The following is a 26,061-nucleotide window of genomic DNA, read 5'->3' on the forward strand; positions in this document are numbered from 1 at the left end:
GTCGCAGGCGACCAGTGGGGGATGGAAGCTTGACCCATTGTTTGGATATCAAAATATAGAGCCTGAATTAATCGTTAATCATTAATCGTTAATCACTAATCACTAATCACTAACCTCTAATCACTAGTAACTTTTCGTTAAACGTTAATCACTAATTTTGTTGGAGATATGAAAGAAGATATTTATATTCGCCTTGAAATTGATATGTTGTAATAACTCATTAATAATCTCTGGTATGAGAAAATGGATCCTTTTTCTGTGTATAGGATTTGCTCAGACAATAAATAGTATGGCACAAGAATCTCCTATTTTATTATTTCCTAAGGGTGCTCCGGGTGAAACGAATCCTTTAATAGAAAAGGCAGATACCGATGGAGGTAAAACCGGTGGTGTTTCGGTTCTTCGTATAACCAATGTAAGCGCTCCTACTATTACAGTGTATCCGGCTCCGGAGGAAAACGCCACAGGGGCAGCTGTCTTGGTTTGCCCGGGAGGAGGATATAATATTCTTGCCTACGATCTGGAAGGGGATGAGATTTGTGAGTGGTTGAACGATATAGGTATTACCGCTATACTTCTCAAATACCGTGTTCCACGCAGAGAAGGTTTGCAAAAACACGAAGCACCTTTGCAAGATGCTCAGCGTGCTTTGGGATATGTGCGGGCACATGCGGACGAATTCTGTATTGATCCGGACAGAATAGGAGTGATGGGGTTCTCTGCCGGAGCTCATTTATCAGCCATGTTAAGTAATACACCGGAACGTACTTATCCGGTTGTGGATATGGACGATAAGGTCAGTTGTCATCCAGACTTTTGTCTATTGATATATCCTGCTTATTTGGATGGAGCAAATTTTCAATTGGCTCCGGAATTAAAAGTTTCCTCTACGACTCCGCCTACAATGCTTATTCAGGCGGAAGATGATAAATCGTATATAAACAGCAGTTTGTTTTATTTCTATGCCTTAAAAGAAGCCGGTGTGTCGGCATGCATGCACCTGTATAGTAAAGGTGGGCATGGCTATGGTATGCGTGATACAGGCATGGCTGTGAATGAATGGCCTGATAGGGCAGAAGACTGGTTGCGGGATATGAAAATAATAGAATAACGACCTGAATTTCTGCTGTATGAAAAGAGACTGTCTCAATCTATTTTGAGACAGTCTCTTTTTTTTGAATAAGCCTATCTCTTGCCATTCTCTATAAGAGACGAGGAATTCCATTTTTTTGTATATTTACACCTGCAACAAGGAAAATAGTAAAACAAATCTAAAATGAAAAAAACGCTTTTAAGCCTCTTCTTGGGATGCAATCTATGGGCATCCGCACAGCAACCAGTAGATTATGTGAACCCTTTTATCGGCACGAGTAATTATGGAACAACAAATCCCGGAGCCGTTTGTCCCCAAGGCATGATGAGTGTCACCCCTTTCAATGTAATGGGATCGAAGACAAATCGTTTTGATAAAGACAGTCAATGGTGGTCCACTCCTTATTCGTCGGATAATCGTTTCTTCACCGGATTTGCCCATGTGAATCTGAGTGGTGTGGGCTGTCCGGAGTTAGGTAGTTTGTTGCTTATGCCGACCGCTGGTGAGTTAGCAGTCGATTATCATACGTATGGCAGTGAATATACCGATGAAATAGCCCATCCGGGTTATTACAGTAATATGTTGACAAAATATGGAATAAAAGCGGAGGCTACCGCCACCTTGCGTACAGGCTTAAGCCGCTTTACCTTTCCCAAAGGAAAAGGAAATATTCTTTTAAACTTAGGAGAAGGTTTAACGAATGAGTCCGGAGCGACGGTTCGTATTGTTGACAATACGGAGATTGAAGGCAGTAAGTTGTTAGGTACTTTCTGTTATAACCCGCAGGCAGTCTTTCGTATTTATTTTGTGATGAAAGTGAATAAAGCCCCCAAACGTATGGGCTACTGGAAAAAACAACGGGATATGAAAGGAGTAGAAGCCGAATGGGACATTCATTCCGGTAAATACAAACTCTACACCCAATATACACGTGAAATGAGCGGAGATGATATAGGTGTTTGGCTTACGTATGACACCGAAGAAAATGAAGCGGTAGAAGTGAAATTGGGAGTTTCTTTTGTCAGTATAGAAAATGCCCGTGAGAACATGGAAACCGAACAACCCGGTTTTGATTTCGATAAGGTATATACGGCTGCCCGTACCCAATGGAATCAGGAGTTGTCGCGCATAATGGTTGAAGGAGGTACTTTGGACGAACGAACCATATTTTATACCGGATTGTATCATTTGTTGATCCATCCCAATATCTTACAGGATGTAAACGGTGCCTATCCTCAAATGGAAAGCCTTAAAGAAGGGCATACGACGGGAAACCGGTATACCGTATTTTCCCTTTGGGATACGTACCGGAACGTGAGTACATTGATGACCCTGCTTTATCCGGAGCGTCAGTTGGATATTATCCGTACCATGATAGATATGTACAAAGAAAACGGTTGGTTGCCGAAGTGGGAGTTGTACGGGCGGGAGACCTTTACCATGGAAGGAGACCCTTCGATACCCTATATTGTGGATGCTTGGATGAGAGGTTTGCGTACTTTTGATGTAGAAACAGCTTATGAGGCTATGCGTAAAGGAGCCACAACACCTGGAGCATCTAACCTCTTGCGCCCGGATGCAGATGATTATTTTTCGTTGGGTTATGTTCCGCTTCGGGAGAAATATGATAATTCCGTTTCTCACGCACTGGAGTATTATATTGCCGACTGGAATTTATCCCGCTTGGCAGAGGCCTTGGGAAAGAAAGAAGATGCCAAACTCTTCCATCAGCGTTCCATGGGGTATAAAAAGTATTACGACAAAGAGTTTGGTACTTTGCGCCCGCTCTTGCCTGATGGCTCTTTCTTAACGCCTTTTGATCCCAAGCAAGGAGAAAACTTCGCACCCAGTCCCGGTTTTCATGAAGGGAACTCCTGGAATTATACCTTTTATGTACCTCATGATATAAAAGGACTGGCCAAACTGATGGGAGGAGAAAAGAAATTTGTCGATAAACTGCAGATGGTTTTTGACAAAGGCTATTATGATGCCGCCAATGAACCGGACATCGCCTATCCGTATCTCTTTAGTTATTTTAAAGGAGAAGCCTGGCGGACACAAAAGATCGTGCGGCAATTGTTGAAAGAGAAATATCATAATGCTCCCAAAGGAGTGCCAGGCAATGAAGATGCCGGAACGATGTCTGCCTGGGCTATTCTTTCTATGATGGGATTCTATCCGGCCTGTCCGGGAGATGTGAATTATGTCTTAACCTCTCCTGTTTTTGATAAGGTGACCATTCAATTGGATAAGAAGTATTATCCGAAAGGAGAACTTGTTATCGAATCCCAGCGTCAGTCCGCAGAAGATATATATATAAAAGAAGTGAGAGTAGGAGGGAAGAAATTGAACCGGTTCACTCTTTCACAGGAAGAACTTGTGCATGCAGGTACCTTGCTCTTTACTTTGGATAAAACACATCCCTAAAGAGGAGAATCCGGAAAGTTTTTTGTTTGAATCTTTGTGCGAAATAAATAATTCTTATTTTTGTGTGCGTAAACACCACTGATTTGTCGTGTCTGAAATACATTTATGATACGACATATATTACTTACTTAAATAAAAACTCTGTGTTATGAAAAACATTTTCATTCTCCTATTTCTGTCAATGACTGTTTCCGTTTGGGGACAATCCAAGAGTAACGATGTCTTTAAACCGAAGACAATTAAAGCCACCATGGTAAAAGCAGCCGAATGGCAAATCGCTCATCCCCGTCATGTACAAAACGACTGGACCAACGGTGCCTATTATGCCGGTATGTTTGCCGCCTGGGAGACGACCAAATCAAAGACCATTTACAACGCCATGATGGCCATGGGAAAGGATTCGACGCATTGGCGTCCTTACAGACGTTGGTATCATGCCGATGATGTGGCTATTTGTCAAACCTATATCGATCTTTATAAAAAAGAGAAAAAACAAGAGATGATTCAGCCAACGATTGATACATTGGCTCTTTTCATGTCTCGTCCTTATCCGGTTCGGGGAATAGAAGTCATCAAATGGTGGTGGTGTGATGCTTTGTTCATGGCGCCTCCGGTATTGGTTAAATTGGCCAAGGTTACCGGGAATCAGGAATATCTGCGTTACAATGACCAATGTTTCAAAGAATGTTATGATCTGTTATATAATAAAGAAGAGCAGCTTTTTGCACGTGATTTGAATTATGTAATCAAGAACAATGAAAAGGACCGGTATGAAGCCAATGGGAAACGTATTTTCTGGTCTCGTGGAAATGGATGGGTATTGGGTGGCCTGGCTCGTGTGTTGGCAGAGCTGCCGAAAGGTTATCCGGAGCGTCCGTTTTATGAAAACCTATTCAAAGAAATGGCTGCCCGTGTCTTGTCCCTTCAACAGGAAGATGGACTGTGGCGTGCCAGCTTACTTGATCCGGACTCTTATCCGGGAGGAGAAGTCAGCGGTTCCGGCTTTTTCTGTTATGCTTTTGCCTGGGGGATAAATAACGGATTATTAGACAAACAAACCTATAAACCAGCCGTAGAGAAAGCTTGGATTGCACTGAATAAATGTGTGAACGAAGAAGGACGGGTTGGCTGGGTGCAACCGATCGGTGCGGATCCCCGTAAAAATTTCAATGCTGATAGTTGGGAAGTCTATGGAACAGGCGCTTTCCTGTTGGCCGGAAGTGAAGTGATTCGGATGAAATAATCTATTTTCTTTTTCGTATAAATAGAAACGCACCCACAGAACGATTTCATCGTTTCTGTGGGTGCGTTTTTTTGTTTTTTCGCGGCTAAATAAAATTGCTGACGATCGTCGGCACAATTGCCGATATATATCAGCACAAGTGTCGACAATTATCGGCACAAGTGTCGACAGCTATCGACACTTTTATTTATCTGCGTTTATCCCTCTTTAAAAGGGCCTAAAAAAAGCCACCTTCCGTAAAGAAAGTGGCTTTTGATTCTTTATTTTTCCGTTTGTATCAATAAGGAATACCTTGGATAGCAGCAATACCCGGAAGTGTTTTTCCTTCGATTGCTTCTAACAAAGCACCGCCCCCGGTAGATACATAAGAAACTTTATCTGCCATATGGAATTTATTCACACAAGCCACAGAGTCACCTCCTCCGACTAAAGAGAAAGCACCGTTTTGAGTTGCTTTCACAATGGCTTCACCTACTGAACGAGAGCCATGTGTAAAGTTTTCAAATTCGAATACTCCCGTAGGACCGTTCCATAGGATAGTCTTGGAACGTTCTATTACCTCGGCATAGATTTTTTCTGTTTCCGGACCTATATCCAGACCTTCCCAACCATCAGGTATGGTATTGACAGAACAGAAGTTTGTCTGTGCATCGTTATTGAAGTCGTTTGCTATTTTAGCATCAACAGCCAATACAAGGTTTACCCCTTTTTCTTTTGCTTTTTGTATCAACTCCAATGCCAGTTCCATTTTATCGTCTTCAACGATCGAATTACCGATTTTACCACCTTGAGCTTTGGTAAAAGTATAGGTCATACCACCAGTGATAATTAGGTTATCTACCTTATTGAGCAGGTTTTCGATAATTTCAATTTTAGAAGATACTTTAGATCCTCCCATGATGGCTGTAAACGGACGGGCGATATCTTTCAATACTTTTTCAACCGCTTTTACTTCTTTTTCCATCAGGTAACCGAACATCTTATTGTCTGTATCGAAATAGGCAGCAATTAAAGCCGTAGAAGCATGGGCACGGTGTGCGGTTCCAAATGCGTCGTTCACATAACAATCTGCATAAGAAGCTAGTTTTTTCGTGAAATCTTGCTGACTTTCTTTTACTGCTTTTTTAGCTGCTTTCTTTTCCTCGTCGGAAGCATCTTCAGCCAACCCGCGGGGTTTGCCTTCTTCTTCTGCATAGAAGCGCAGGTTTTCCAGTAATAAGACTTCTCCCGGTTGAAGAGAGGCTGCTTTTACGGCTGCTTCTTCTCCTACACAATCGCTGGCAAACTGCACATCTACACCCAATAATTCGGATACATGTCCCAATATATGTTTTAAAGAAAATGTGTCAGTTGGACCTTTGGGGCGCCCCAGGTGAGAGCCTATGATCGGACTACCACCGTCAGATAAAATCTTTTTCAACGTAGGAAGGGCAGCGCGGATACGCGTGTCGTCAGTAATGTTGAAATTCTCGTCCAAAGGCACGTTAAAGTCAACACGAACAAATGCCTTTTTGCCGGCAAAATTGAAGTTGTCAATGGTTTGCATAACTAATTTATTTATTTATTGTAGAATTATGTCGTCTTTTTGCGCTTGCAAACTTACATAAAATAATCTTATCCGGAGTGTTTGTTTCTTTAATTTATTCGGTCAATTTGAAACGCAATCGCAATCTACCATCCGTATAATCATAGTTCAGTAATTTGAAGTGTCCGATCTCCGAAGTATTGTTTACATGCAGCCCGATGCAGGCACAGGTATCGTATGTACCTACACGAACAATGCGCAGGGTATCGCTTACATTCTCGGGCAGTTTCTTTAAATCGACAATATCTCCCGCTTCTTTAAGAGGCATGAATGCAATAGAGACCGGTAAATGTTGGTCAATAACTTCATTTATACGACGTTCCACTTCTTCCATTTCTTCTGCTGTCGGAGCCTTGGGTAAAAGGTAATCGCATTTACTTTTTTTTCGTTCAATATGTGCATTCATCGAACGGGCGCAACCGAACATACGTACCATTGTTTGATTCAAAATATGTTCGGCCGTATGCATAGGAGGGTATTCCGCTTTATTATGCTCATTGAGTAGAGATTGTTGCATATCGTTTTATTTAAAAAAATTCTAATAAATCACTTTGTTTGGATCAACAAAAGTATAAAAAGTAGCTGATATTCTTTTCTTAATTATTGCTTTCAAAAACAAAATAAAACTTTCGCTTGTTATTAACATAAGATTGTGTAACAAGTAAAAAGAAAAAGTATTATGACACGACAAAAGATGACAAAAAAGGAAACTTCAAAATCTCCCTTTAATATCGTAAAGAGAAACTTAAAACATCTTACTTTCGATGAGTTGGAAGAAATAATTGCATATGCTATGCGTTTTCGTAAAAACAAATTGGGAGAAGAGGAGTTGCGACTGATTAAAGAGAAAGAAGTAGTGGAACAAAAACTGAAAGGATTGAAAGAATTAGATAGGAAAGAAAATGTATATTGATATTCTTTCGGTTGGGTTTTATGGATTGTAAAATGAGGAAAAGGATTTGAAAGAATTCATTTCCTCATTTTTGTTTTTTGTAACAGGATTGGAAAGAGGAATATAGGAGGATATTGGGAATGGGGAGCCGGGTGAAGAAAACGTGGTAAATCGGAAATAAAAACTCAAAACCCCATGCTGTATGCTGAAAATCCTTACATTTGCCCGCTGTAACATTTAATTATTAATAATATGTCAGTTGCAAAAAGAGATTTAGAGACTAGAAAGGTTACTACTCATCGCCTGATTGAAATGAAACAGCGTGGTGAAAAAATATCAATGCTTACAGCGTATGATTATTCGATGGCCAAACTGATCGATGAAGCAGGGATGGATGTTATTCTGGTAGGTGATTCGGCTTCCAATGTGATGGCAGGAAATATTACTACATTACCGATGACATTGGATCAGATGATTTATCATGGTAAATCAGTCGTAAAAGCAGTCAAACGAGCCTTGGTGGTTGTCGATATGCCTTTCGGAACCTGTTCGGGTAATCCGATTAAATCACTCGAATCAGCCATCCGTATTATGCAGGAAACAGGAGCAGACGCACTCAAAATCGAGGGAGGAAAAGAAATCGAGGAAGATGTGAAAAAGATTATTGGTGCAGGCATACCTGTAATGTCGCATTTAGGTTTGATGCCACAGTCGATCAACAAATACGGTACCTACACCGTAAGAGCCAAAGAAGAAAAGGAAGCTCAAAATCTCATTAATGATTGCCTGCTGATGGAAGAATTGGGATGCTTTGCCATCACATTAGAAAAAATACCGGCAATACTTGCTACCGAAATTACTCAAAAAGTAAAAGTGCCCATTATCGGTATCGGAGCCGGTGGCGGTGTAGACGGACAAGTATTGGTTATGCATGATATGCTGGGTCTGACTCAGGGATTCTCTCCCCGTTTTTTACGGCGATACGCCAATCTGGGAGAAGAGATAACCCGAGCGGTTCAATCCTATATAGAGGATGTCAAAACACAAGATTTTCCCAATGAAAAGGAGCAATATTAAGCTCCTTTTTTTATTTTTATACAGATTGAATATCATTGATATTGAATGAAAATATATCTTTGTTGAATAATCCTATATTAATTCACAGATTCATATGAAATCCTTATTACCCGTTATGATGATATCGTGTTGTACTTCTTCCCTCTCTGCTCAAACCTCGAAAGCTCTTCATGTACAGGAATATACACTGAGTAATGGGTTGACTGTTTGGCTTAATGAAGATCATAATCAACCCAAAATTGTGGGTGCGGTATTAGTAAAAGCGGGTGCGAAAGATTCTCCCAATACGGGTATTGCTCATTATTTTGAACATATGATGTTTAAAGGAACGGATAAGATCGGTACAATTGATTATTCGCAGGAAAAATTATTATTGGATACTATTGCCGTTAAATATGATGAGTTGGCACAAACCCCAGATGATAAGCAACGGGCAATCATACAAAAAGAGATCAATGAATTGAGCTTGCGGGCGGCAGATTATGTGATACCCAATGAATTTGATCGTCTGATATCCCGATATGGGGGAACCCGGTTGAATGCCGGCACTTCTTTTGATTATACGGTGTATCATAATACGTTTTCGCCTCAATATGTGGAGCAATGGGCGGAGATCAACAGTGAACGACTTTTAAACCCTGTTTTCCGTATGTTTCAAAGCGAATTGGAGACGGTTTATGAAGAAAAGAATATGTATAGCGATTTCATCGGCAGTGAAGCTATAGAGAAACTGAAAGAACGTTATTTTGCTCCTCATCCTTATGCTTATCCGATTATAGGGAGTACGGAAAATTTAAAGAATCCGCGTTTGTCGGAGATGCGTCATTTTTTTGAGGAGTATTATGTAGCCTCTAATATGGGATTGATTCTGAGTGGGGATTTTGACTCTGAAAAGGTGTTACCTCTTTTAGAAAGGACTTTCTCTCGCATTCGAAAAGGAGAAGTGCCTCATAAAGAGGTTCCTCTGCCAGCAGCATTCGAAGGGAAAGAAAAATTCCAGGTCAAATTGCCCATTCCGTTTGTGAAAGGAATGGTATTGGGATTCAGGGGAGTGCCTGCTAATCATGAAGATCATATCGCCTTGAATATCGCTGTGGCTTTACTGAATAATTCGAATGGAACAGGATTGTTGGACAAGTTAACCGTGAATCACAAGGTGTTAACCGCTTTGGCATTGAATGATAATATGAATGATGCCGGTATTCTGGGCGTATTGGTCATTCCCAAATTGTTTTTTCAGTCCTATTCGGCAGCCGAGAACCTGGCATGGGAAGCCATCAACAAAATAAAAGAAGGAGACTTTAATGATGAGATTTTTCAAAGCCTGAAACTGGAGCAAAAACGCAATTATGCCATGGGACTGGAAGAAATAAATTCCAGGGTACAGATGATGATGCGTGTGTACTCGCAGGGGAAACACTGGAATCAATATATGGATGACATGGAAAGGCTGGAGGCGTTGAAAAAAGAAGACGTGGTTGCCATTGCCCGGAAATATTTCGGGCATGATTATCTATATGTAACGAAAAAAACAGGCAAATATCCGAAGGATAATCTGCCGAAACCAAACTTTAAACCTGTGGCACCCAAGAATATGGATGCTTCTTCTGTTTATGCCAAGGAATTGGAGAAGATACCTGTTCAAAAAATAGAACCTCGGTTCATTGATTTTGAAAAGGATATAGAGACCTATTCATTCAGTCCGCTCTGTACTTTGTACAAAACAACGAATCCGGTCAATGATATATTTACATTGAAATTTTCTTTTGGCGCAGGCGTATTGGAAAGACCGGAACTAATGCAGACAGCCAGTTATCTGCATTTGATCGGAACGGATTCGATGTCTTTTGATACGTTCAGGAATAAATTACAGATTCTGGGAAGTACCTTGTCTTTTGAGGCCGATGATATGGATTTTCATGTACGTGTGACCGGGTTGGAGAGCCAGTTTGAGGAAACGATCTCTCTCGTAAGTCATTTTATCTACCATGCCCAGCCGGATGATAAAAAGATGCGGCAGATAGTGGATGATGCCAAGGTGATGGAGAAGGCATTCTTTAAATCCAGCGATGAAGTTTCAGCTGCTTTATTGGAAAAAGTAAAGTTTGGTAACCACTCTCGTTATCTGAAAAAACGCTCCTTATCCGAAATAAAGAAGTTAAAAGGAGAAGACTTGATCCAGGCCTTTAACGCGGTGCGGAAGGTCGCTTGTCATTTGCATTATTGTGGTAATTTACCGACCAGCCGGGTGGTAGAACAAATCAAAACACACTTTGCTTTGACAGAGATCAGTCAAGAGACACGCTCGCCTTATTATCGGAAGACCGAATCGTATGATAAACCGGTTGTTTATTTTCTGGATATGCCGGATGTGTCACAAAGCATTGTTTATGGATTTGTCAAAGGTGATGTGTTGGAAACGGATGAAATGAGGTATGCCTCCAAATTATTTACGGGTTATTTTGGCGGGGATATGTCTTCGTTGATGTTTCAGGAGATCCGGGAGTTTCGCTCTTTGGCCTATCGGGTAACTGCCCGTTTTACACAACCTCCTTATAAACTCTCCGATAAACCGGGCGATTTGGTAACGATGCTCTCCACTCAGAATGATAAGACACCGGAAGCCCTCACTGTTTTGGATTCTTTGATTCGTCAGATGCCTGTTCGTCCGGAAAAAGTAACTGCAGTTAAACAGAGCATCCTGAATACGGTAAATAACGATTACCCTTCTTTCCGTATGTTATCCACCAAAGTGGCCTCTTTCCGGCGTGAAGGATATGTGAATGATCCTAACAGAACTTATTTGGAGAAGGTACAGCAGATGACTATGGACGATATCTCTCGTTTTTATTCGACACAGATAGAAGGGCGTCCTGTAGTTTATGCTATTGTCGGAAATTCCAAACGTATGGATATGAAAAAGATAGCTTCTTTTGGTACAATCATCAAACTGGATAAAAAAGATATTTATAGGTAATAGGGATGTATACAAAGGAAGAACTGAAGAATCTAAAGTTAGAGTTTTGGGAGGGATTTGCAGCGTATTGTGAAGTACAGCCTTATCTGCGTGGTCGTAAGAAGATTTGGGTGCTTTATAATACAAAAGTCAAAGGAGTTGAACTCAAATTTGCTGTTTCTCGTAAAGGGGCCTCTGTTGTTTTGGAAATTAACCACAAATCAGAAGACCTGCGCTTGGAGATGTTTGAGCGATTAACCTGGTATAAAGATACCTTGGAAAAGGAGTTGACCGAGGAGCTCCAGTGGGATATCTATTTTGTGAGAGAGACAGGACAGGAAGTGGCACGCATCTATCTATCCAAAGAAGGTCTAGACTTCCATAGAAGAGAACATTGGGGTGACTTTTATCAGTTTATGGCCACCCGAATGTATCAATTGGAAAAAAACTTTATGGAGATAGCTGACTATCTGCGCGAATGATAGCTTGTCTTTTATTTCTTCAAAAAACAGGTTTTCAGGACAATGCTGCTACCTTCAATTTTGCAGTCAACTTCTTCTGCGTTTTCAGTCAAACGAATACTTTTTACCTTAGTGCCTCTTTTGATAACCATAGAAGAACCTTTTACTTTTAAGTCTTTGATAACGGTTACACTATCACCATCCATTAATTCGGCGCCATTGCTGTCACGGGGGATATTGTCTGTTTCGGCAGAGTCGTCCAGTGTCCATTCATGACTACAGTCCGGACAGATATACATGGTTCCGTCAAAATAGGTGTTTTCCATCTTACAAGTGGGGCATACAGGATATTCGCTCATCTTATTATATTTATTTTTTATAGAAGGCGCAAAGATAATACATTATCTCCGATTAACCAATCGAGGGGTGAAAAGTAAATTTTTGTCAGAATAATTTGCTAAATAAATAATTATTGTAACTTTGTAGCCTAAATAATATAACAAATGAAAAGAAATGCAATCCATCACCATCATCATAACAACGGGCAATAGTTCGGTGGGCTGATGGGTATGTGAAAGTATACAGATATATTTAATAAGGCTTGCCGTTAAGGGCGAGCCTTATTTTTTTGTGAAAAATAGAATTATACTAATTAATAAAACAATAAGTAAACATGTTAAGAATTGCAGTACAATCCAAAGGACGTCTATACGATGAGACCATGTTGTTGCTTGAAGAAGCAGGTATAAAATTAAACAGAGGCAAACGTATCTTACTCTTGTCAGCTAAAGGATTTCCGGTCGAATTATTATTCCTTCGTGACGATGATATTCCTCAGTCGGTAGCCAATGGGGTGGCGGATGTCGGTATTGTTGGAGAAAATGAATATGTAGAAAAGGGGCGGGAGGCAAAATTAGTCAAACGTTTGGGCTTCAGTAAATGTCGTTTGTCACTTGCAATACCTAAAAATGAAGATTATCAAGGGGTACAATGGTTTGAGGGAAAGACTATTGCTACTTCTTATCCGGAGATATTGAAAGACTACCTGAAAGAAAATAATGTAAAAGCAGACTTGCATGTGATTAGCGGTTCCGTAGAAATAGCGCCGGGTATAGGATTGGCGGATGCCATCTTTGATATTGTTAGTTCCGGTAGTACGTTGGTTAGTAATCGCTTGAAAGAGGTAGAGGTGGTATTGCCTTGTGAGGCCTTATTGATAGCAAACAATAGTCTCACAGCTGAAAAACAGGCTATCCTGGATGAATTATTATTTCGTTTTGAAGCAATTCAGCTTGCAGATGGCAAAAAATATGTACTTTTGAATGCTCCCAAGGAGAAATTGGAGGATATTATAGGTTTATTGCCTGGGATGAGAAGTCCGACTGTTACTCCCTTGGCCGATGGTAATTGGGTATCCGTACAGTCTGTAATATCAGAAAAACATTTCTGGGAAATCATTGGCAAATTGAAAGCAATGGGGGCGGAAGGTATATTAGTTATACCTATTGAGAAAATGATTGTATAACTATGGAGATAATAAGATATCCGTCCAGAGAGCAATGGGCTTCACTGACAAAAAGACCGGCAATGGACGTTGCTACCTTGTTTGATACGGTTCGTGCCGTTTTAAATGATGTACGTGACGAGGGTGATGTTGCCGTAAAACGGTATGGTGAAAAGTTTGATAAAGTAGCTCTTGCTGACTTAATTGTGACAAAAGAGGAGATGATAGAGGCCGAACAACTGGTTCCCGAAGATTTAAAACAGGCCATTCGTACGGCTAAAGGGAATATTGAAAAGTTTCATGCCTCTCAGCGTTTTTCAGGAGAGAAGGTTGAGACGACTCCCGGGGTTACTTGTTGGCAGAAAGCGGTTGCAATAGAAAAGGTCGGTTTATATGTTCCGGGGGGAACAGCTCCATTGTTCTCTACTGTTTTGATGTTGGCTGTTCCGGCTTGCATTGCAGGGTGTAAAGAAATTATACTTTGTTCTCCTCCCAATAAGGAGGGTAAAATTCATCCGGCTATTTTATTTGCCGCCCAAGAAGCTGGTGTCAGTAAGATTTGTAAAGCCGGGGGGATTCAGGCTATCGCAGCTATGGCTTATGGTACGGAGTCTGTTCCGAAGGTGTATAAGATTTTTGGTCCCGGAAACCAGTATGTGACAGCAGCGAAACAGTTAGTAAGCTTAAAAGAGGTAGCGATTGATATGCCGGCGGGTCCTTCGGAGGTAGAGGTTATCGGAGATGAGAAGGCTACTCCTGCATTTATTGCATCTGATTTTCTTTCACAGGCGGAACATGGGATAGACAGTCAGGCTCTTTTGGTAACTGCGGCGGAAAGTCTTATTGAGCCGGTAAAACAGGCAATACAGGAACAAATAGCCCGTCTTCCTCGAAAAGAAATTACGGAAAAGGCTTTGGCACACAGCCGTATCATTTTGTTGAAAGATATGCAGGAGGTGGTGGACTTCACCAATCTATATGCACCGGAGCATCTGATTATCCAGACGGAAGACTATCTGGATCTAGCCGAAAAAATAGAAAATGCAGGAAGTGTATTCCTGGGTTCGTATACACCGGAAAGTGCAGGTGACTATGCCTCGGGTACGAATCATACGTTGCCAACCAATGGCTATGCAAAAACATATAGTGGAGTAAACCTCGATAGTTTTATAAAGAAAATAACCTTCCAGGAAATAACCTCTGAAGGGATTCAAAACCTGGGAAATACAATTCGCATAATGGCAGCCAATGAACAACTGGAGGCTCATCGTTATGCGGTAACTTTAAGGATGCAACAACAATGAAAAATATAAAGGATATAGTCCGACCCAATGTATGGAAGATGAAGCCCTATTCATCGGCAAGAAATGAGTTTCATGGGGAAGCTTCTGTCTTTCTGGATGCCAACGAAAATCCCTGGAATGCTCCCTATAATCGTTACCCGGATCCTTTGCAAAAAAGATTGAAGGAGCGGATATCGGAATTGAAAGATATTTCTCCTGATTGTATATTTGTGGGAAACGGGAGTGATGAACCAATCGACTTGATTTTACGTGTCTTTTGTGAACCAGGAGTAGACAATATTGCTTCGATAACTCCGTCATACGGAATGTATGAGGTGTCAGCAGATCTGAACAATATAGCCTGTATAAAGGTGCCCTTGGATGAAGGCTTCCAGTTGAATGCGGATACTTTATTGCATGCGGTGAATGAAAAGACAAAGGTGCTCTTTCTATGCTCTCCGAATAATCCGTCCGGAAATTTACTGGATAAAACAGAAATAGATAAAGTGTTGGAATCTTTCCCCGGTATTGTGGTTGTTGATGAAGCCTATATTGATTTTGCTTCGTCCACGAATTCTTTCTTGGCAGAATTATATATTCATCCGAATCTGGTCGTCTTGCAAACGCTTTCAAAGGCCTGGGGGGCAGCCGGTATACGTTTAGGTATGGCTTTTGCTTCAAAAGAAATTATTGATATTTTAAATAAGGTCAAGTATCCTTATAATGTAAATCAATTGACCCAAGAGTATGCATTACAGATTCTGAATAATGTGGATACTATGCAGGAGCAATTGAAATGCATTCTGGCTGAAAGAGATCGATTGGAAAGGATACTTTCTCAACCGCCATTCTCTTATAAAGTGTATCCATCGGATGCAAACTTTATTCTTGTTGAGGTGGGAGAAGCGAACGCAATATATAAAGACTTGGTAGAAAAAGGGGTTGTTGTACGTAATCGTAATAATATCACTTTATGTAGCGGATGTTTGCGCATAACAATTGGTAAGCCGGAAGAGAATGACATTTTACTACAAACGCTTAAAAATAGGATTGTATGAAAAAGCGAGTGCTGTTTATTGATCGTGATGGAACATTGGTAAAAGAACCTCCGGTCGATTATCAACTGGATAGCCTAAAGAAATTGGAGTTCTATCCGAAAGTAATGCGCAACCTTTATTTCATTGCTAAAAATTTGGATTTTGAATTGGTAATGGTGACCAACCAGGATGGTTTGGGTACCGATTCGTTTCCCGAACATACCTTTTGGCCTTCGCATAACCTGATACTTAAAACTTTAGAAGGCGAAGGAGTGGTTTTTGATGAAGTCCTGATAGATGGTTCTCTGCCGGAAGACAAATCCCCTAATCGCAAACCGGGTACCGGCATGTTGAAAAAATATATGACGGAAGAGTATGACCTGGAAAACAGTTTTGTTATCGGCGATCGTCTGTCGGATATGGAATTGGCAGAGAATTTGGAAGCTAAAGGTATTTGGTTACATGGAGCTGAAGGAGTGGATGCCGAATTGATGGCTTATCACTGTAATCTTTGGCCGGTTCTCATTACCGATGATTGGGATAAGATTACCGAATTTTTATTTGCCGGTGAACGTACTGCCGTGGTGGAGCGTAAAACCAAAGAGACAGATATCTATATTGAGCTGAAGTTGGATGGAACAGGTAAGTCAGATATATCTACTGGTCTTGGTTTCTTTGATCATATGTTGGAACAAATAGGCAAACATTCCGGAATGGATGTGACTATCAAAGTAAAAGGAGATCTGCGGGTAGATGAACATCATACGGTCGAAGATACCGCTATTGCACTGGGAGAAGCTTTATATAAAGCGTTAGGTGATAAACGGGGTACGGAACGTTACGGATTTTCATTACCTATGGACGATTGTGCTGCCAGTGTTATTCTTGACTTCGGAGGACGTCCCTGGTTGGTTTGGGAAGCCGACTTCTTTCGGGAACGAATCGGCGATGTTTCTACAGAAATGTTTATGCATTTCTTTAAAAGCCTGAGTGATTCGGCTAAGATGAATTTGAATATAAAGGTGGAAGGTACCAATGAACATCATAAAATTGAAAGTATCTTTAAAGGATTAGCAAGAGCTATACGCATGGCCATCCAACGAAATATATATCAATATGAATTACCAAGTACAAAAGGCGTATTATGATTAAAGGAAAAAACGGTATATACGGGTTCTTATTCTTATTGTTGCTTGCTTGTGAACCGGGATATACAGACGAATTGGATGGAAAATGGCAATTGCGCGAAGTCACGCAAACTGATGGTTCAACGCATAAGGTAGATACTGTATGGTATAATTTTCAAAACACATTGTTTCAATATCAATTTTATATACCGAAAGGACCTGATGGGGAAGGGGATGTCTATCATCATTGGTATGGTTATAAGGAAAAAGAAGATAGTCAGACTCTGAAATTAGAATTTGATACCGAGTTAGCACCGGTGGATCATTTTCTCAAATCCACAGACTGGTCTACCTCTCAACGAACTTTCCTGATTGAAAAACATTCAGGAAATAAACTTGTTTTAAGCAGTGAAGGTAAGCTGTATCATTTTCGAAAATTTTAATTACTGAAACGATTATAAATTTAAATCAATTTACATGAAAAAGACAAATTTAATTCTATTATTATTTACATTCTTTTATGTAACTCTGCAGGCACAGACACAGGAGAAAACTCTTGTCAAAGTAACTACCGATAATATGAATCTGATTTATCAGGTAGGGGCCAACGGACGGTTATATCAAACTTATTTGGGACAACCTTTGAAGTATGAAGCGGATATTGCCAATCTGCCTTTGGGAACAGAAGCTTATCTGACACATGGTGTGGAAGATTATTTTGAACCGGCAGTTCGTATACTTCATAACGATGGAAACCCTTCTCTTTTGTTGAAATATGTGTCTCATGCGCAAAAACAAATAGAATCAAATGTGACGGAAACAGTTATTACTTTACAAGATGAAATATATCCGGTAACAGTTAAACTTTTCTTCGTTTCTTTTGAAAAAGAGAATATTATCAAACAATATACAGAAATCAGTCATCAGGAAAAGAAACCTGTAACCTTGTATAATTATGCTTCTTCTTTATTGCATCTGAATAGAAACAAATATTATCTAACCGAGTTTGCCGGAGATTGGGCACATGAGGTGAATATGACTGAACGTCAACTGGATTTTGGCAAAAAGATAATAGATACCAAACTGGGAAGCCGGGCGAATATGTTTTGTTCACCCATGTTCATGGTAGCCTTGGATAAAGAAATTCAGGAGAATGAAGGAGAAGTCTTGTTGGGTACAATCAGTTGGACAGGGAATTTTCGATTTACTTTTGAAGTGGATCAACAGAATAAATTACGTGTGCTTTCCGGTATCAATCCCCATGCTTCGGAATATACTCTTCAACCCAATGAGGTTTTCCGTACGCCGGAGTTTGTTTTCACCTATAGCATGGAAGGAAAAGGAAAGGCAAGCCGTGATATGCATCGCTGGGCACGTAAGTATCAGTTGAAAGACGGAGATAAGTCGCGTATGACCTTGTTGAATAACTGGGAAGCAACCTATTTCAATTTCGATGAAGAAAAGTTGGTGTCTATCATGGATGAGGCTGTAAAGCTGGGTGTTGATATGTTTTTATTGGATGACGGTTGGTTTGCAAATAAATATCCCCGTAGTAGCGACCGTCAAGGGTTAGGTGATTGGCAGGAAACAGTGACAAAACTGCCGAATGGCATTGGTAAGTTGGTGAAAGAAGCTACGGATAAAGGTATTAAATTTGGTTTGTGGATTGAACCCGAAATGGTTAATCCCAAGAGTGAACTCTATGAAAAACATAAAGACTGGGTGATTCATCTTCCTAACCGGAAGGAATATTATTTCCGGAGTCAATTGGTATTGGACCTGAGTAATCCCAAAGTGCAGGACTATGTTTTTGGTGTGGTAGATGACCTGATGACTAAATATCCGGGAATTGCTTATTTCAAATGGGATTGTAACAGTCCGATCACCAATATTTATTCTCCTTATCTAAAAGATAAACAATCCCATATTTATATTGAACACGTACGCGGCTTGTATAACATACTGGAACGTGTGAAGGCGAAATATCCCAATCTGCCGATGATGCTTTGCTCCGGTGGTGGTGGACGCTCTGATTATAAAGCTTTGGAATATTTCACAGAATTCTGGCCCAGTGATAATACAGATGCCGTGGAACGTATCTTTATTCAATGGGGATATAGCCATTTCTTCCCATCAAAAGCCATGGCTGCTCACGTTACATCTTGGGGAAAGCAACCGGTTAAATTCCGTACAGATGTTGCGATGATGTGTAAATTGGGCTTTGATATTCGTATTGGTGAGATGAGTGAAGCCGAGCAGGAATATTGCCGGAATGCTGTTAAGAATTTCAAAAGATTGGAAAATGTAATCTTAGATGGTGATTTGTATCGCTTAGTCTCTCCTTATGAATCAGATCATGCGTCGGTGATGTATGTTGACGAATCAAAGGACAAATCGGTATTATATGTTTTTGATATGCACCCTCGTTATGCAGAAAATGTGAAACCTGTTCGTTTGCAGGGGTTGATTCCGGATGCTCAATATGAAGTGAAAGAAATCAATTTATTACTGGGAGCTCGTTCTTCATATGGCTCTTTTGATGGAAAAACATTTTCGGGAGATTACCTTATGAAAGTAGGACTTCCTCTATTGTCTAATCGGCATATGACCAGTCATGTATTGGAAATAACACGCAAGTGATAGGAAAGTAGGACTAGAGTCTTTGTAAAGACGCGGATTAAACGATTCAACATGGGAAATTACCCAGTGAACCCGTCTAATCCGCGTCTTTTTTATGTTTAAAAGGCTGTTTTTCTAAAGTCAAAACCATTTGATCCTCCTGAACAATACAAATGCAAAGATGGATAATAGAATGGATATAGAAACCGTTGCCGCAAAACCATATTCCCATTCTTCCATATAGTTTATGACATTCATACCATAAAAACTGGCTATCAATGTAGGAAGCATAAGTACAATAGAAACGGAGGTCATGCGTTTCATTATTTTATTCACATTGTTGGATATGATAGATGCAAATGCATCCATGGTGCCGGTAAGAATGTCGCTGTATATCTTTACCGTACTTTGTGCCTGTCTCAACTCGGTTTCAACCTCTTCCGATAAATCCTTATCAATATACATCGGCTCTTGAAATATGCTTTGCAATTTAGCAAACATCATTTCATTACCCCGAATAGATGTATTGAAATAAACCAAGCTTTTTTGTAGTTTCATCAAAGCAAGGAGATTCTCATTTTTTATACTTTTCTCCAAAGCATCTTCAGCTTGATTAATGGCATTGTTGATTTGTTTCAGATATTTCAAAAACCAAACAGCAGAAGAGTGAATTAAGCGTAAGATCAGATCGAATTTATGCCGGATGATAATTTCTTTTCGCTGTGTGTATCTGATAAAGTCCGGTATTATCTCCGTTTTATAATGACAAACGCTGATGATAATATCATTATTTGTCATGATACCTATAGGGACGGTGTTGTAAGGAATATCATCGTCTTTTCGGTAAATGGGGATGCGAAGAATCGTGAGCAACCAATTCCCTTCGTATTCAATACGAGGACGTTCGTCAACGTCTTCAATGTCATTTAAAAATGATTCAGGAACCTGGAATTCAGTAAGCAGGTATTGGATATCATCCTGGGTCGGATATTCTACATTAATCCAGCTGTTGGGGATCCATTTGTCTTTTTCCACAAATCCGGCTTCACAGAAAAGAATTTTTCTCATTATTGCCTCCTTTCATTTAGAACGAATAGAGGATAATGTGATTGGATACCTCTACATCGTTAGTTTTTACTTAATGTTTTCTCTCGCGGGATACTGTCGTCCATAATTGATAATTACTTTTAACGGCGGCAAAGGTACGATAAATATAATTGAAAATTGGAAATTGAAAGTGGGAAGTGGGAAATGAAAGGTTAAGGTTTTGAGATGATTTTTCCGGCATTCGAAAATTATGCGTATCTTTGTACCGAAAGAAACAAAGGCAGGCAAAAGGCTGTCGGTTTCTTTCATACGATCAATTCGTTAGAAAAACTTGGGGCTGACCGGTTTTGACAGCGGGTAGAAGTGGTTTGTAAGCATGTAGTGCGTGGTTGGCTTGCACTCAAATCTCAGACAACAGAATTTTAACTGGCGAAAACAATTACGCTTACGCTGCTTAATCGAAGTATAGTAGATTCTAGCTTAATTCCGGCACAAGGTGCTGGAACGTGACATCACCCGGATGCTGTGGCTCCGAAGCTTTCCGATCAGGTGGTGCAGCAATATCGGAGATAGTCAAAAGTAAGTCTCGGACTTTTGGTGAAACTTTAGAGAATAAGGTTAGCGTAGGTGGCTTCGGTCTTGCTCTTTCCCGACAATCAAAGCGAAGATAAACATGTAGAAAGCAGATTAGTTCCTCGTTTGGACGAGAGTTCGAATCTCTCCAGCTCCACAAAAAAAGCCTGATTTTCAGGCTTTTTTTGTTTGCGGGGACTCGTGTTGGAGTACGCAAAAGCTTACCGGCGAATGGCAACGCGGCGGGATTACCGGGCAGCAAAATACCTCATTGACAGACATTATAACCAATGAATGGAACGGACGCACAACAAAGGAATATAAGAAGCTAAAAGAGATAAAGAAAGAGAATCTTAACGTAAGATCCAATTTTTGGGGTGTGTCTGTTTTTTTTATGTATGTTTGTCTATTCTTTTTTTGAAAAGAAGAAAGAATCATAACACCTAAAATAGAAGACAATGGCAAAATCGTATGGAAATGTATTGGCTGGATTGTTTGTGGCTATCGGAATTATCGTTTTAGCACTCTCATTAAAGTCTGGTATGAAGGGATTTATTCAAAAAGAAAGAGTGGTCTCGGTCAAAGGGCTTGCTGAAAAGGAAGTGCAGGCTGACAGGGTTATCTGGCCTTTGATCTATAAAGAGATAGGCGATAACCTCTCTGTACTTTATACCCATATGGAAAAGAAAAACAATACCATTATACACTTTCTGAAAGCGCATGGTATCGACGCGAGTGAAATAACTGTTTCCGCCCCGGAGATTATAGATATGCAAGCGGAAAGGTATGGTAATAACAGTGTTCCCTATCGTTATAATGTCACATCTATTTTGACTGTTACCTCTTCCAAAGTGGACTTGGTGCGTAAGTTGATGACCTCCCAAAGTGATTTGTTGAAAGAGGGAATCGCTATAAGCGGAGGGGATTATCGGTATATGACCCAGTTTCTTTTTACGAAACTGAATGAGATCAAACCGGGTATGATAGAGGAGGCCACAAAGAATGCACGGGCAACGGCACAAAAATTTGCAGAAGATTCGGAGAGTAAACTAGGTAAGATACGATCGGCTTCGCAGGGGCAGTTTTCTATCAATGATCGGGATGCCAATACGCCTTATATCAAAAACATACGGGTAGTCACCACCATCGATTATTATCTGAACGATTGATAAAGGATAGAATCACCTTGGGATAAAATGAACCCCCGGCTTGGTCGGGGGTAAATCTTGCCTGTAAAACCAATGCCGGTCTCTCAAGGCAGTCATTTTCAGATATAGTTGTTGTAATATTGGATGTTTTCTTTCATCAATATATCGATAGGCATATAATTGATAAGATTTACTTTCTCGTTTAATGTCAGGTGTCTGAATAAGGCTTTGACGCAATTCACTCCTTGTACTTCAGGGCGTTGCGCAATTAGGTGCGTAATATATCCATTATTCAGATAGTTTATATTGGCATCTATCACATCGTATCCGATCAATTTAAAAGGTTGGTTTGCACTTTGACGGGTGAAATAATTGCCTAATAAATGGGCACGTGAATTAAAGATGATGCCAGCCTGTACCTGGGGATGTTCCTGAAAAAATGAATCCAATACGTTGTCATTCTCACTCTGATCGTCAGCATGGATACGCACTGGATGTATTCTGCCCATATATCCTTTTTCGTTTAAATAGTCTCTGAAACCGGATTCACGTACCTGTACCTGGGTCGAGAATAAATCACCTTTGCGCAAAAAACGGAAAATGGCAATATCTTCTTCTTTTTCTATTTGTTCCCATATCAACCGGCCGGCAATATAGCCCGAATCGTATGAATTTGTTCCATAATAAGCGATGCAGTTGGTTTGTTCTATGTAGGCATCGATCAATACATACGGTATCTCTTTTTTGTCCAGGCGGGAAGTTAGTTTGAGCACACTTTCTTTGAAGAGGGTGGCAATAACCACCCCTTGACAATCGGCATTTTCCAGTTTTTCTATCAGACGATCGAAGCTGCTTTTATCGTATTGATTAAAATAAAGCGGAGTCACATCTACATTGTAACTGAATAATTCTTCTTCCGCTTTGGCTATTCCCTGAGAGAATGTAGCCCAATATTCACCTTCTGAAAAAGAAGGAATCAGTGTATAAAAGTGATATTTCTTTTTTAAAGCCAGCGAGCGTGCGATCAGGTTGGGATGATAGTCTATCTCTTTCAGTACTTTTTCTACTTTTTTTCGGGCTTCCTCAGACACTTTGCCTCTGTTGTGCAAAATGCGGTCCACCGTACCCGTCGACACCCCTGACAGTGCTGCAATATCTTTTATACGATAGTTTCTGCTCATACCTATTCTGTTACACTTTCCATCTCCTCTGTATAAGCTGCAACCGGATTATTTAGTTTTCTAAACGTATAACATTGAATCATATAAATGAACGGTCCGGCAACAAAAACACCGACAAACAACAGAAGAACTCCTATCAGACCGATGGCTATTTCTGCCAAAAGCAGGAGAAACAGAGGAAGAAATTGTCCTTTGGTGATCTCCCAACTTCGTTTCAAAGAATCGATAATACCAGCATCTTCTTCTACAATAAAGCATAAAAAGAATTGTAGACGGACTGATAAGTAAATGCCGGGAATGACAAGTAATACGAAGCCACACAGAACGAGGATACTAAAAAGTAGGGTGGCTATAAAAGCCGTAAAAAACTTATGTGCTTGTTGGCCATAGGCCGAAAACTGCGGTTCAATATGATCCAGGGCCTGGAATATATTCTTATAATACCCCAGTAGGAATATATTGGAAATAACCAAAGAGATTATATTCACTACAATTATAGAGAGCGTAGATGCCGGGGAAGCAAAGAAACTAATAACCCCTGATAAGATACTGAAGCCGATGAATAGTCCTACAAGTATCCATATTTGTTCTTTAAAAGATTTCCAGGATGTTTGAAGTACCTCTTGAATAGTAAATGCTGGTTTCATAAATGATCGATTTATTGTTAATACATGTAATAATGCAAATTTAGCCTTTATTATTTAAAAGTACAACTTTCGACATCGGTTTTTATAGGGAGTATTCTATTGCTGATGGGCATCGTCAATATTGACGATGCCCATCAGCAATATTGCCGAACACGATCAGCAATGTTGCCGATGCGCATCGGCAACAGAATTGTCCTGCCTTTTTCTACCCCAAGATAAGCTGTGGGGAAATCAAAGATCTTTGATTTTCAAAATGTTGTAAGAGGTGTCTACATCGTAAACATCACTGCCGTCGATTTTTTTGATGTATGCAACGACACGGATGGTAACGGGCAGGATAATAATTTCGTAGAGCGACTTCAATACAGCTTGTGTACCGATCATGATCAGTAAAGCCTCCAAAGGCATTAAACCCAGGAATGCGATCGGGAAAAAGAGGAGGGAGTCTGCCGTTTCACCAATCAATGTAGAGACAATAGCCCGCAGGGAAAAATGCTTACCTTGGGAGGCTATTTTCATTTTACTCATCACAAAAGCGTTCAGGAACGAACCCACCAGGAAAGCAATCAGGCTGGCAACAGCGATGCGGGGAGCCATGCCAAAGACGAAGTTAAAACCTTCTTCTCCTTCCCAGAAAGGGGCTGCGGGCAAGAGTACGGCCAGTTGGGCAAAACCGATCACCAGGAAGTTCGACACAAACCCGCTCCAAATAATAAGACGCGCTTTTTTAAATCCCCACACTTCGGCGATACAGTCGTTGATAATATAAGAGATGGGGAAAACAATCAGTCCGGCCGTGGCGGTAATACCGAAAACCTGGACAACTTTAGCCTCTAAGAGGTTCGATGCTACGAGACAAATGTTAAAGAGAATACCCAGTAGCATAAAGGGTATAGAAACTGACTTTTGCATATTTTTCTTGTTTTTAACGAGGTATTTCAAGCACTCGGGGGGCAAAGGTAGGTTTTTTACTCTAAACTCACCACAAAGCCTTCATGATTTCTTATGTTAAAAACTCTATTCCCGTTGAAAATCAAATACTGACCCTTTATTCCCATAAGCATTCCTTCCAGTTCCGGATGTTTTTTTAACGTGACAGAGTTGACCTTTGTCGGATAGCTGTTGACCGGATACCGCAGGTGAGTGATTTCATTGTCTTCCAGTATGTATTCTTGCAACTCGCTGGGAACAAATGGTAGGATCTCTTTTTTTCGTAGAGAAAGATCTTCAAAGGGCATAGGACCGGCCAGCATTTTTCTGTAATTCGTTTTATCCGATAGATGTTGTTTGAGTGCAACTTCTATCAAGCCCGCTTCATACCTGTTTTTGGTTTCCGCCAACCGGATTGCATATTCTGCTCCCTGGTCGATCCATCGGGTAGGAAGTTGGGATTTGCGGGTTACGCCGACTTTGATTCCTCCCGAATGAGCCAGGTATACAATATGAGGTTGTAGTTGTATTTCGGCTTCCACCGCCAGGTCTCTGTCTTGCCGGCCGGTATGTGCCATGGACAGTTCCGGTCTCACCACCCATTGTCCTGTATGAGGCGAAGTGAAATAACAATGTTTGCAACACCCCATGGCAAAAATCTCTTTCTCTTTGCCGCACGCAACGCATTGGTAACGCATAAAGCGGATTTTGATACTTTTTCCCAATAAAGCATTCACGTCAATCACTTCATCAGCGATATGCAGGTAATAATGAATGGGGGATTCATTCACTGTCGACATTTTAGATAGGCATCCGGTAATATGCATAAAGAAAGGATTATTTATTTAAAGAAGTGCATCAGATTGTCTTTGTAACTACCGCCTACAGGCAGTTTTTTTCCGGCTATCTGAAGGATGTTTTTATCGATCAAGTCGATATGTTTCAAGGCGACGATATAAGATTTATGTATCCTCACAAATTGATTGGAAGGAAGCCGCACCTCCAGATCTTTCAGGGAGAAGAGAGTGGTGATACGTTGGGTGGTGGTATGAAAAGTGACGTATTCACGTTGACCTTCAACGAAGAGGAGTTCTTGGTGGTTGATGCGGTACACTTTGGATCCACTTTTTATAATCAGACTGTCTTCTTCCTGTTTTTCAATCGGTTGGTTGCTAATGGAAAATCCTCTCCTCGTTGACCCCTGTTCGCCAATCAAAACTGATCCTCTCTG

Annotated in this window: 23 protein-coding genes and 1 other RNA gene; 15 read left to right on the forward strand and 9 right to left on the reverse strand. The window is 40.5% G+C overall.

The window, feature by feature from the left end; all coding sequences use genetic code 11:
- Positions 1 to 235: 235 nt before the first annotated feature.
- The 3 genes from D0T51_RS10895 to D0T51_RS10905 all read left to right on the forward strand — a co-directional run bounded on the left by D0T51_RS10895 (position 236) and on the right by D0T51_RS10905 (position 4,763).
- Complete coding sequence (locus D0T51_RS10895; protein WP_163729257.1) at positions 236 to 1,111, forward strand: alpha/beta hydrolase; 876 nt, start codon at positions 236 to 238, stop codon at positions 1,109 to 1,111.
- A 165-nt stretch (positions 1,112 to 1,276) separates the two neighbouring features.
- A complete protein-coding gene (locus D0T51_RS10900) occupies positions 1,277 to 3,520 on the forward strand; it encodes a GH92 family glycosyl hydrolase (RefSeq protein ID WP_163729259.1) in 2,244 nt (747 codons plus the stop codon).
- 148 nt (positions 3,521 to 3,668) lie between these two features.
- The gene (locus tag D0T51_RS10905) at positions 3,669 to 4,763 is read left to right on the forward strand and encodes a glycoside hydrolase family 105 protein (protein ID WP_239056809.1); all 1,095 of its coding nucleotides are present in this window, start codon (positions 3,669 to 3,671) and stop codon (positions 4,761 to 4,763) included.
- 277 nt (positions 4,764 to 5,040) lie between these two features.
- On the opposite strand, the gene pgk is transcribed toward D0T51_RS10905, so the two are convergent.
- Both pgk and D0T51_RS10915 read right to left on the reverse strand, forming a co-directional pair.
- Entirely contained in the window at positions 5,041 to 6,309 is a 1,269-nt protein-coding gene (gene pgk, locus D0T51_RS10910; protein ID WP_163729261.1) for a phosphoglycerate kinase, read from the reverse strand.
- 94 nt (positions 6,310 to 6,403) lie between these two features.
- Positions 6,404 to 6,865: a hypothetical protein gene (locus D0T51_RS10915; protein ID WP_163729264.1), complete on the reverse strand. Its 462-nt coding sequence runs from the start codon at positions 6,863 to 6,865 to the stop codon at positions 6,404 to 6,406.
- A gap of 162 nt (positions 6,866 to 7,027) precedes the next feature.
- Between D0T51_RS10915 and D0T51_RS10920 the strand changes: the two genes are divergently transcribed.
- From D0T51_RS10920 to D0T51_RS10935, 4 genes are all read left to right on the forward strand, one after another.
- Positions 7,028 to 7,261, forward strand: coding sequence for a hypothetical protein (locus D0T51_RS10920; protein WP_163729265.1), 234 nt, complete (start codon positions 7,028 to 7,030; stop codon positions 7,259 to 7,261).
- 231 nt (positions 7,262 to 7,492) lie between these two features.
- Positions 7,493 to 8,317 carry a 3-methyl-2-oxobutanoate hydroxymethyltransferase gene (gene panB / locus D0T51_RS10925; RefSeq protein WP_163729267.1) on the forward strand — a complete coding sequence of 275 codons (825 nt, stop codon included), beginning with the start codon at positions 7,493 to 7,495 and terminating at the stop codon, positions 8,315 to 8,317.
- Positions 8,318 to 8,432: 115 nt separating this feature from the next.
- Positions 8,433 to 11,294, forward strand: coding sequence for a pitrilysin family protein (locus D0T51_RS10930; RefSeq protein ID WP_239056811.1), 2,862 nt, complete (start codon positions 8,433 to 8,435; stop codon positions 11,292 to 11,294).
- A gap of 5 nt (positions 11,295 to 11,299) precedes the next feature.
- Entirely contained in the window at positions 11,300 to 11,755 is a 456-nt protein-coding gene (locus D0T51_RS10935) for a DUF4268 domain-containing protein (protein WP_163729271.1), read from the forward strand.
- An 11-nt stretch (positions 11,756 to 11,766) separates the two neighbouring features.
- Here D0T51_RS10935 and D0T51_RS10940 read toward each other — a convergent pair whose 3' ends face one another.
- Positions 11,767 to 12,093, reverse strand: coding sequence for a zinc ribbon domain-containing protein YjdM (locus D0T51_RS10940; RefSeq protein ID WP_163729272.1), 327 nt, complete (start codon positions 12,091 to 12,093; stop codon positions 11,767 to 11,769).
- A gap of 314 nt (positions 12,094 to 12,407) precedes the next feature.
- On the opposite strand from D0T51_RS10940, the gene hisG reads away from it, so the two are divergent.
- The 6 genes from hisG to D0T51_RS10970 are packed head-to-tail and all read left to right on the forward strand — an operon-like array spanning position 12,408 to position 19,325.
- Positions 12,408 to 13,259, forward strand: a complete 852-nt coding sequence (gene hisG, locus D0T51_RS10945) for an ATP phosphoribosyltransferase (protein WP_163729274.1) — start codon at positions 12,408 to 12,410, stop codon at positions 13,257 to 13,259.
- A gap of 2 nt (positions 13,260 to 13,261) precedes the next feature.
- Positions 13,262 to 14,542 carry a histidinol dehydrogenase gene (gene hisD, locus D0T51_RS10950; RefSeq protein WP_163729276.1) on the forward strand — a complete coding sequence of 427 codons (1,281 nt, stop codon included), beginning with the start codon at positions 13,262 to 13,264 and terminating at the stop codon, positions 14,540 to 14,542.
- The gene (gene hisC / locus D0T51_RS10955; RefSeq protein ID WP_163729278.1) at positions 14,539 to 15,579 is read left to right on the forward strand and encodes a histidinol-phosphate transaminase; all 1,041 of its coding nucleotides are present in this window, start codon (positions 14,539 to 14,541) and stop codon (positions 15,577 to 15,579) included. The genes hisD and hisC overlap by 4 nt, the downstream gene beginning before the upstream one ends.
- Positions 15,576 to 16,706 carry a bifunctional histidinol-phosphatase/imidazoleglycerol-phosphate dehydratase HisB gene (gene hisB, locus D0T51_RS10960; RefSeq protein ID WP_163729280.1) on the forward strand — a complete coding sequence of 377 codons (1,131 nt, stop codon included), beginning with the start codon at positions 15,576 to 15,578 and terminating at the stop codon, positions 16,704 to 16,706. Before hisC ends, hisB begins: the two co-directional genes overlap by 4 nt.
- Positions 16,703 to 17,128 (forward strand): lipocalin-like domain-containing protein, encoded by a 426-nt coding sequence (locus tag D0T51_RS10965; protein ID WP_163729282.1) that lies wholly within the window; start codon positions 16,703 to 16,705, stop codon positions 17,126 to 17,128. Before hisB ends, D0T51_RS10965 begins: the two co-directional genes overlap by 4 nt.
- Before the next feature lie 34 nt (positions 17,129 to 17,162).
- Positions 17,163 to 19,325, forward strand: a complete 2,163-nt coding sequence (locus tag D0T51_RS10970; protein WP_163729284.1) for an alpha-galactosidase — start codon at positions 17,163 to 17,165, stop codon at positions 19,323 to 19,325.
- Between the two features lie 120 nt (positions 19,326 to 19,445).
- Here D0T51_RS10970 and D0T51_RS10975 read toward each other — a convergent pair whose 3' ends face one another.
- The gene (locus D0T51_RS10975; RefSeq protein WP_163729286.1) at positions 19,446 to 20,372 is read right to left on the reverse strand and encodes a magnesium transporter CorA family protein; all 927 of its coding nucleotides are present in this window, start codon (positions 20,370 to 20,372) and stop codon (positions 19,446 to 19,448) included.
- A gap of 312 nt (positions 20,373 to 20,684) precedes the next feature.
- Between D0T51_RS10975 and ssrA the strand changes: the two genes are divergently transcribed.
- Together ssrA and D0T51_RS10985 are read left to right on the forward strand one after the other, a co-directional pair.
- Positions 20,685 to 21,084, forward strand: a transfer-messenger RNA (tmRNA) gene (gene ssrA, locus D0T51_RS10980).
- 298 nt (positions 21,085 to 21,382) lie between these two features.
- Positions 21,383 to 22,093: an SIMPL domain-containing protein gene (locus D0T51_RS10985; protein ID WP_163729288.1), complete on the forward strand. Its 711-nt coding sequence runs from the start codon at positions 21,383 to 21,385 to the stop codon at positions 22,091 to 22,093.
- A gap of 98 nt (positions 22,094 to 22,191) precedes the next feature.
- Here D0T51_RS10985 and D0T51_RS10990 read toward each other — a convergent pair whose 3' ends face one another.
- From D0T51_RS10990 to D0T51_RS11010, 5 genes are all read right to left on the reverse strand, one after another.
- Positions 22,192 to 23,253, reverse strand: coding sequence for a LacI family DNA-binding transcriptional regulator (locus tag D0T51_RS10990; RefSeq protein ID WP_163729289.1), 1,062 nt, complete (start codon positions 23,251 to 23,253; stop codon positions 22,192 to 22,194).
- Between the two features lie 2 nt (positions 23,254 to 23,255).
- Positions 23,256 to 23,900, reverse strand: coding sequence for a glycerophosphoryl diester phosphodiesterase membrane domain-containing protein (locus D0T51_RS10995; RefSeq protein ID WP_163729291.1), 645 nt, complete (start codon positions 23,898 to 23,900; stop codon positions 23,256 to 23,258).
- Positions 23,901 to 24,131: 231 nt separating this feature from the next.
- Positions 24,132 to 24,812: a queuosine precursor transporter gene (locus D0T51_RS11000; protein WP_163729293.1), complete on the reverse strand. Its 681-nt coding sequence runs from the start codon at positions 24,810 to 24,812 to the stop codon at positions 24,132 to 24,134.
- A gap of 56 nt (positions 24,813 to 24,868) precedes the next feature.
- On the reverse strand, positions 24,869 to 25,657 hold the full coding sequence (locus D0T51_RS11005; protein ID WP_163729295.1) for a DUF2797 domain-containing protein: 789 nt from the start codon (positions 25,655 to 25,657) through the stop codon (positions 24,869 to 24,871).
- A 14-nt stretch (positions 25,658 to 25,671) separates the two neighbouring features.
- On the reverse strand, positions 25,672 to 26,061 hold a 390-nt coding region (locus D0T51_RS11010; protein WP_163729297.1), incomplete at its 5' end, for a LytTR family DNA-binding domain-containing protein.

This window comes from Parabacteroides sp. 52, assembly GCF_010500925.1.
In the GTDB taxonomy this organism is placed as follows: domain Bacteria; phylum Bacteroidota; class Bacteroidia; order Bacteroidales; family Tannerellaceae; genus QVMG01.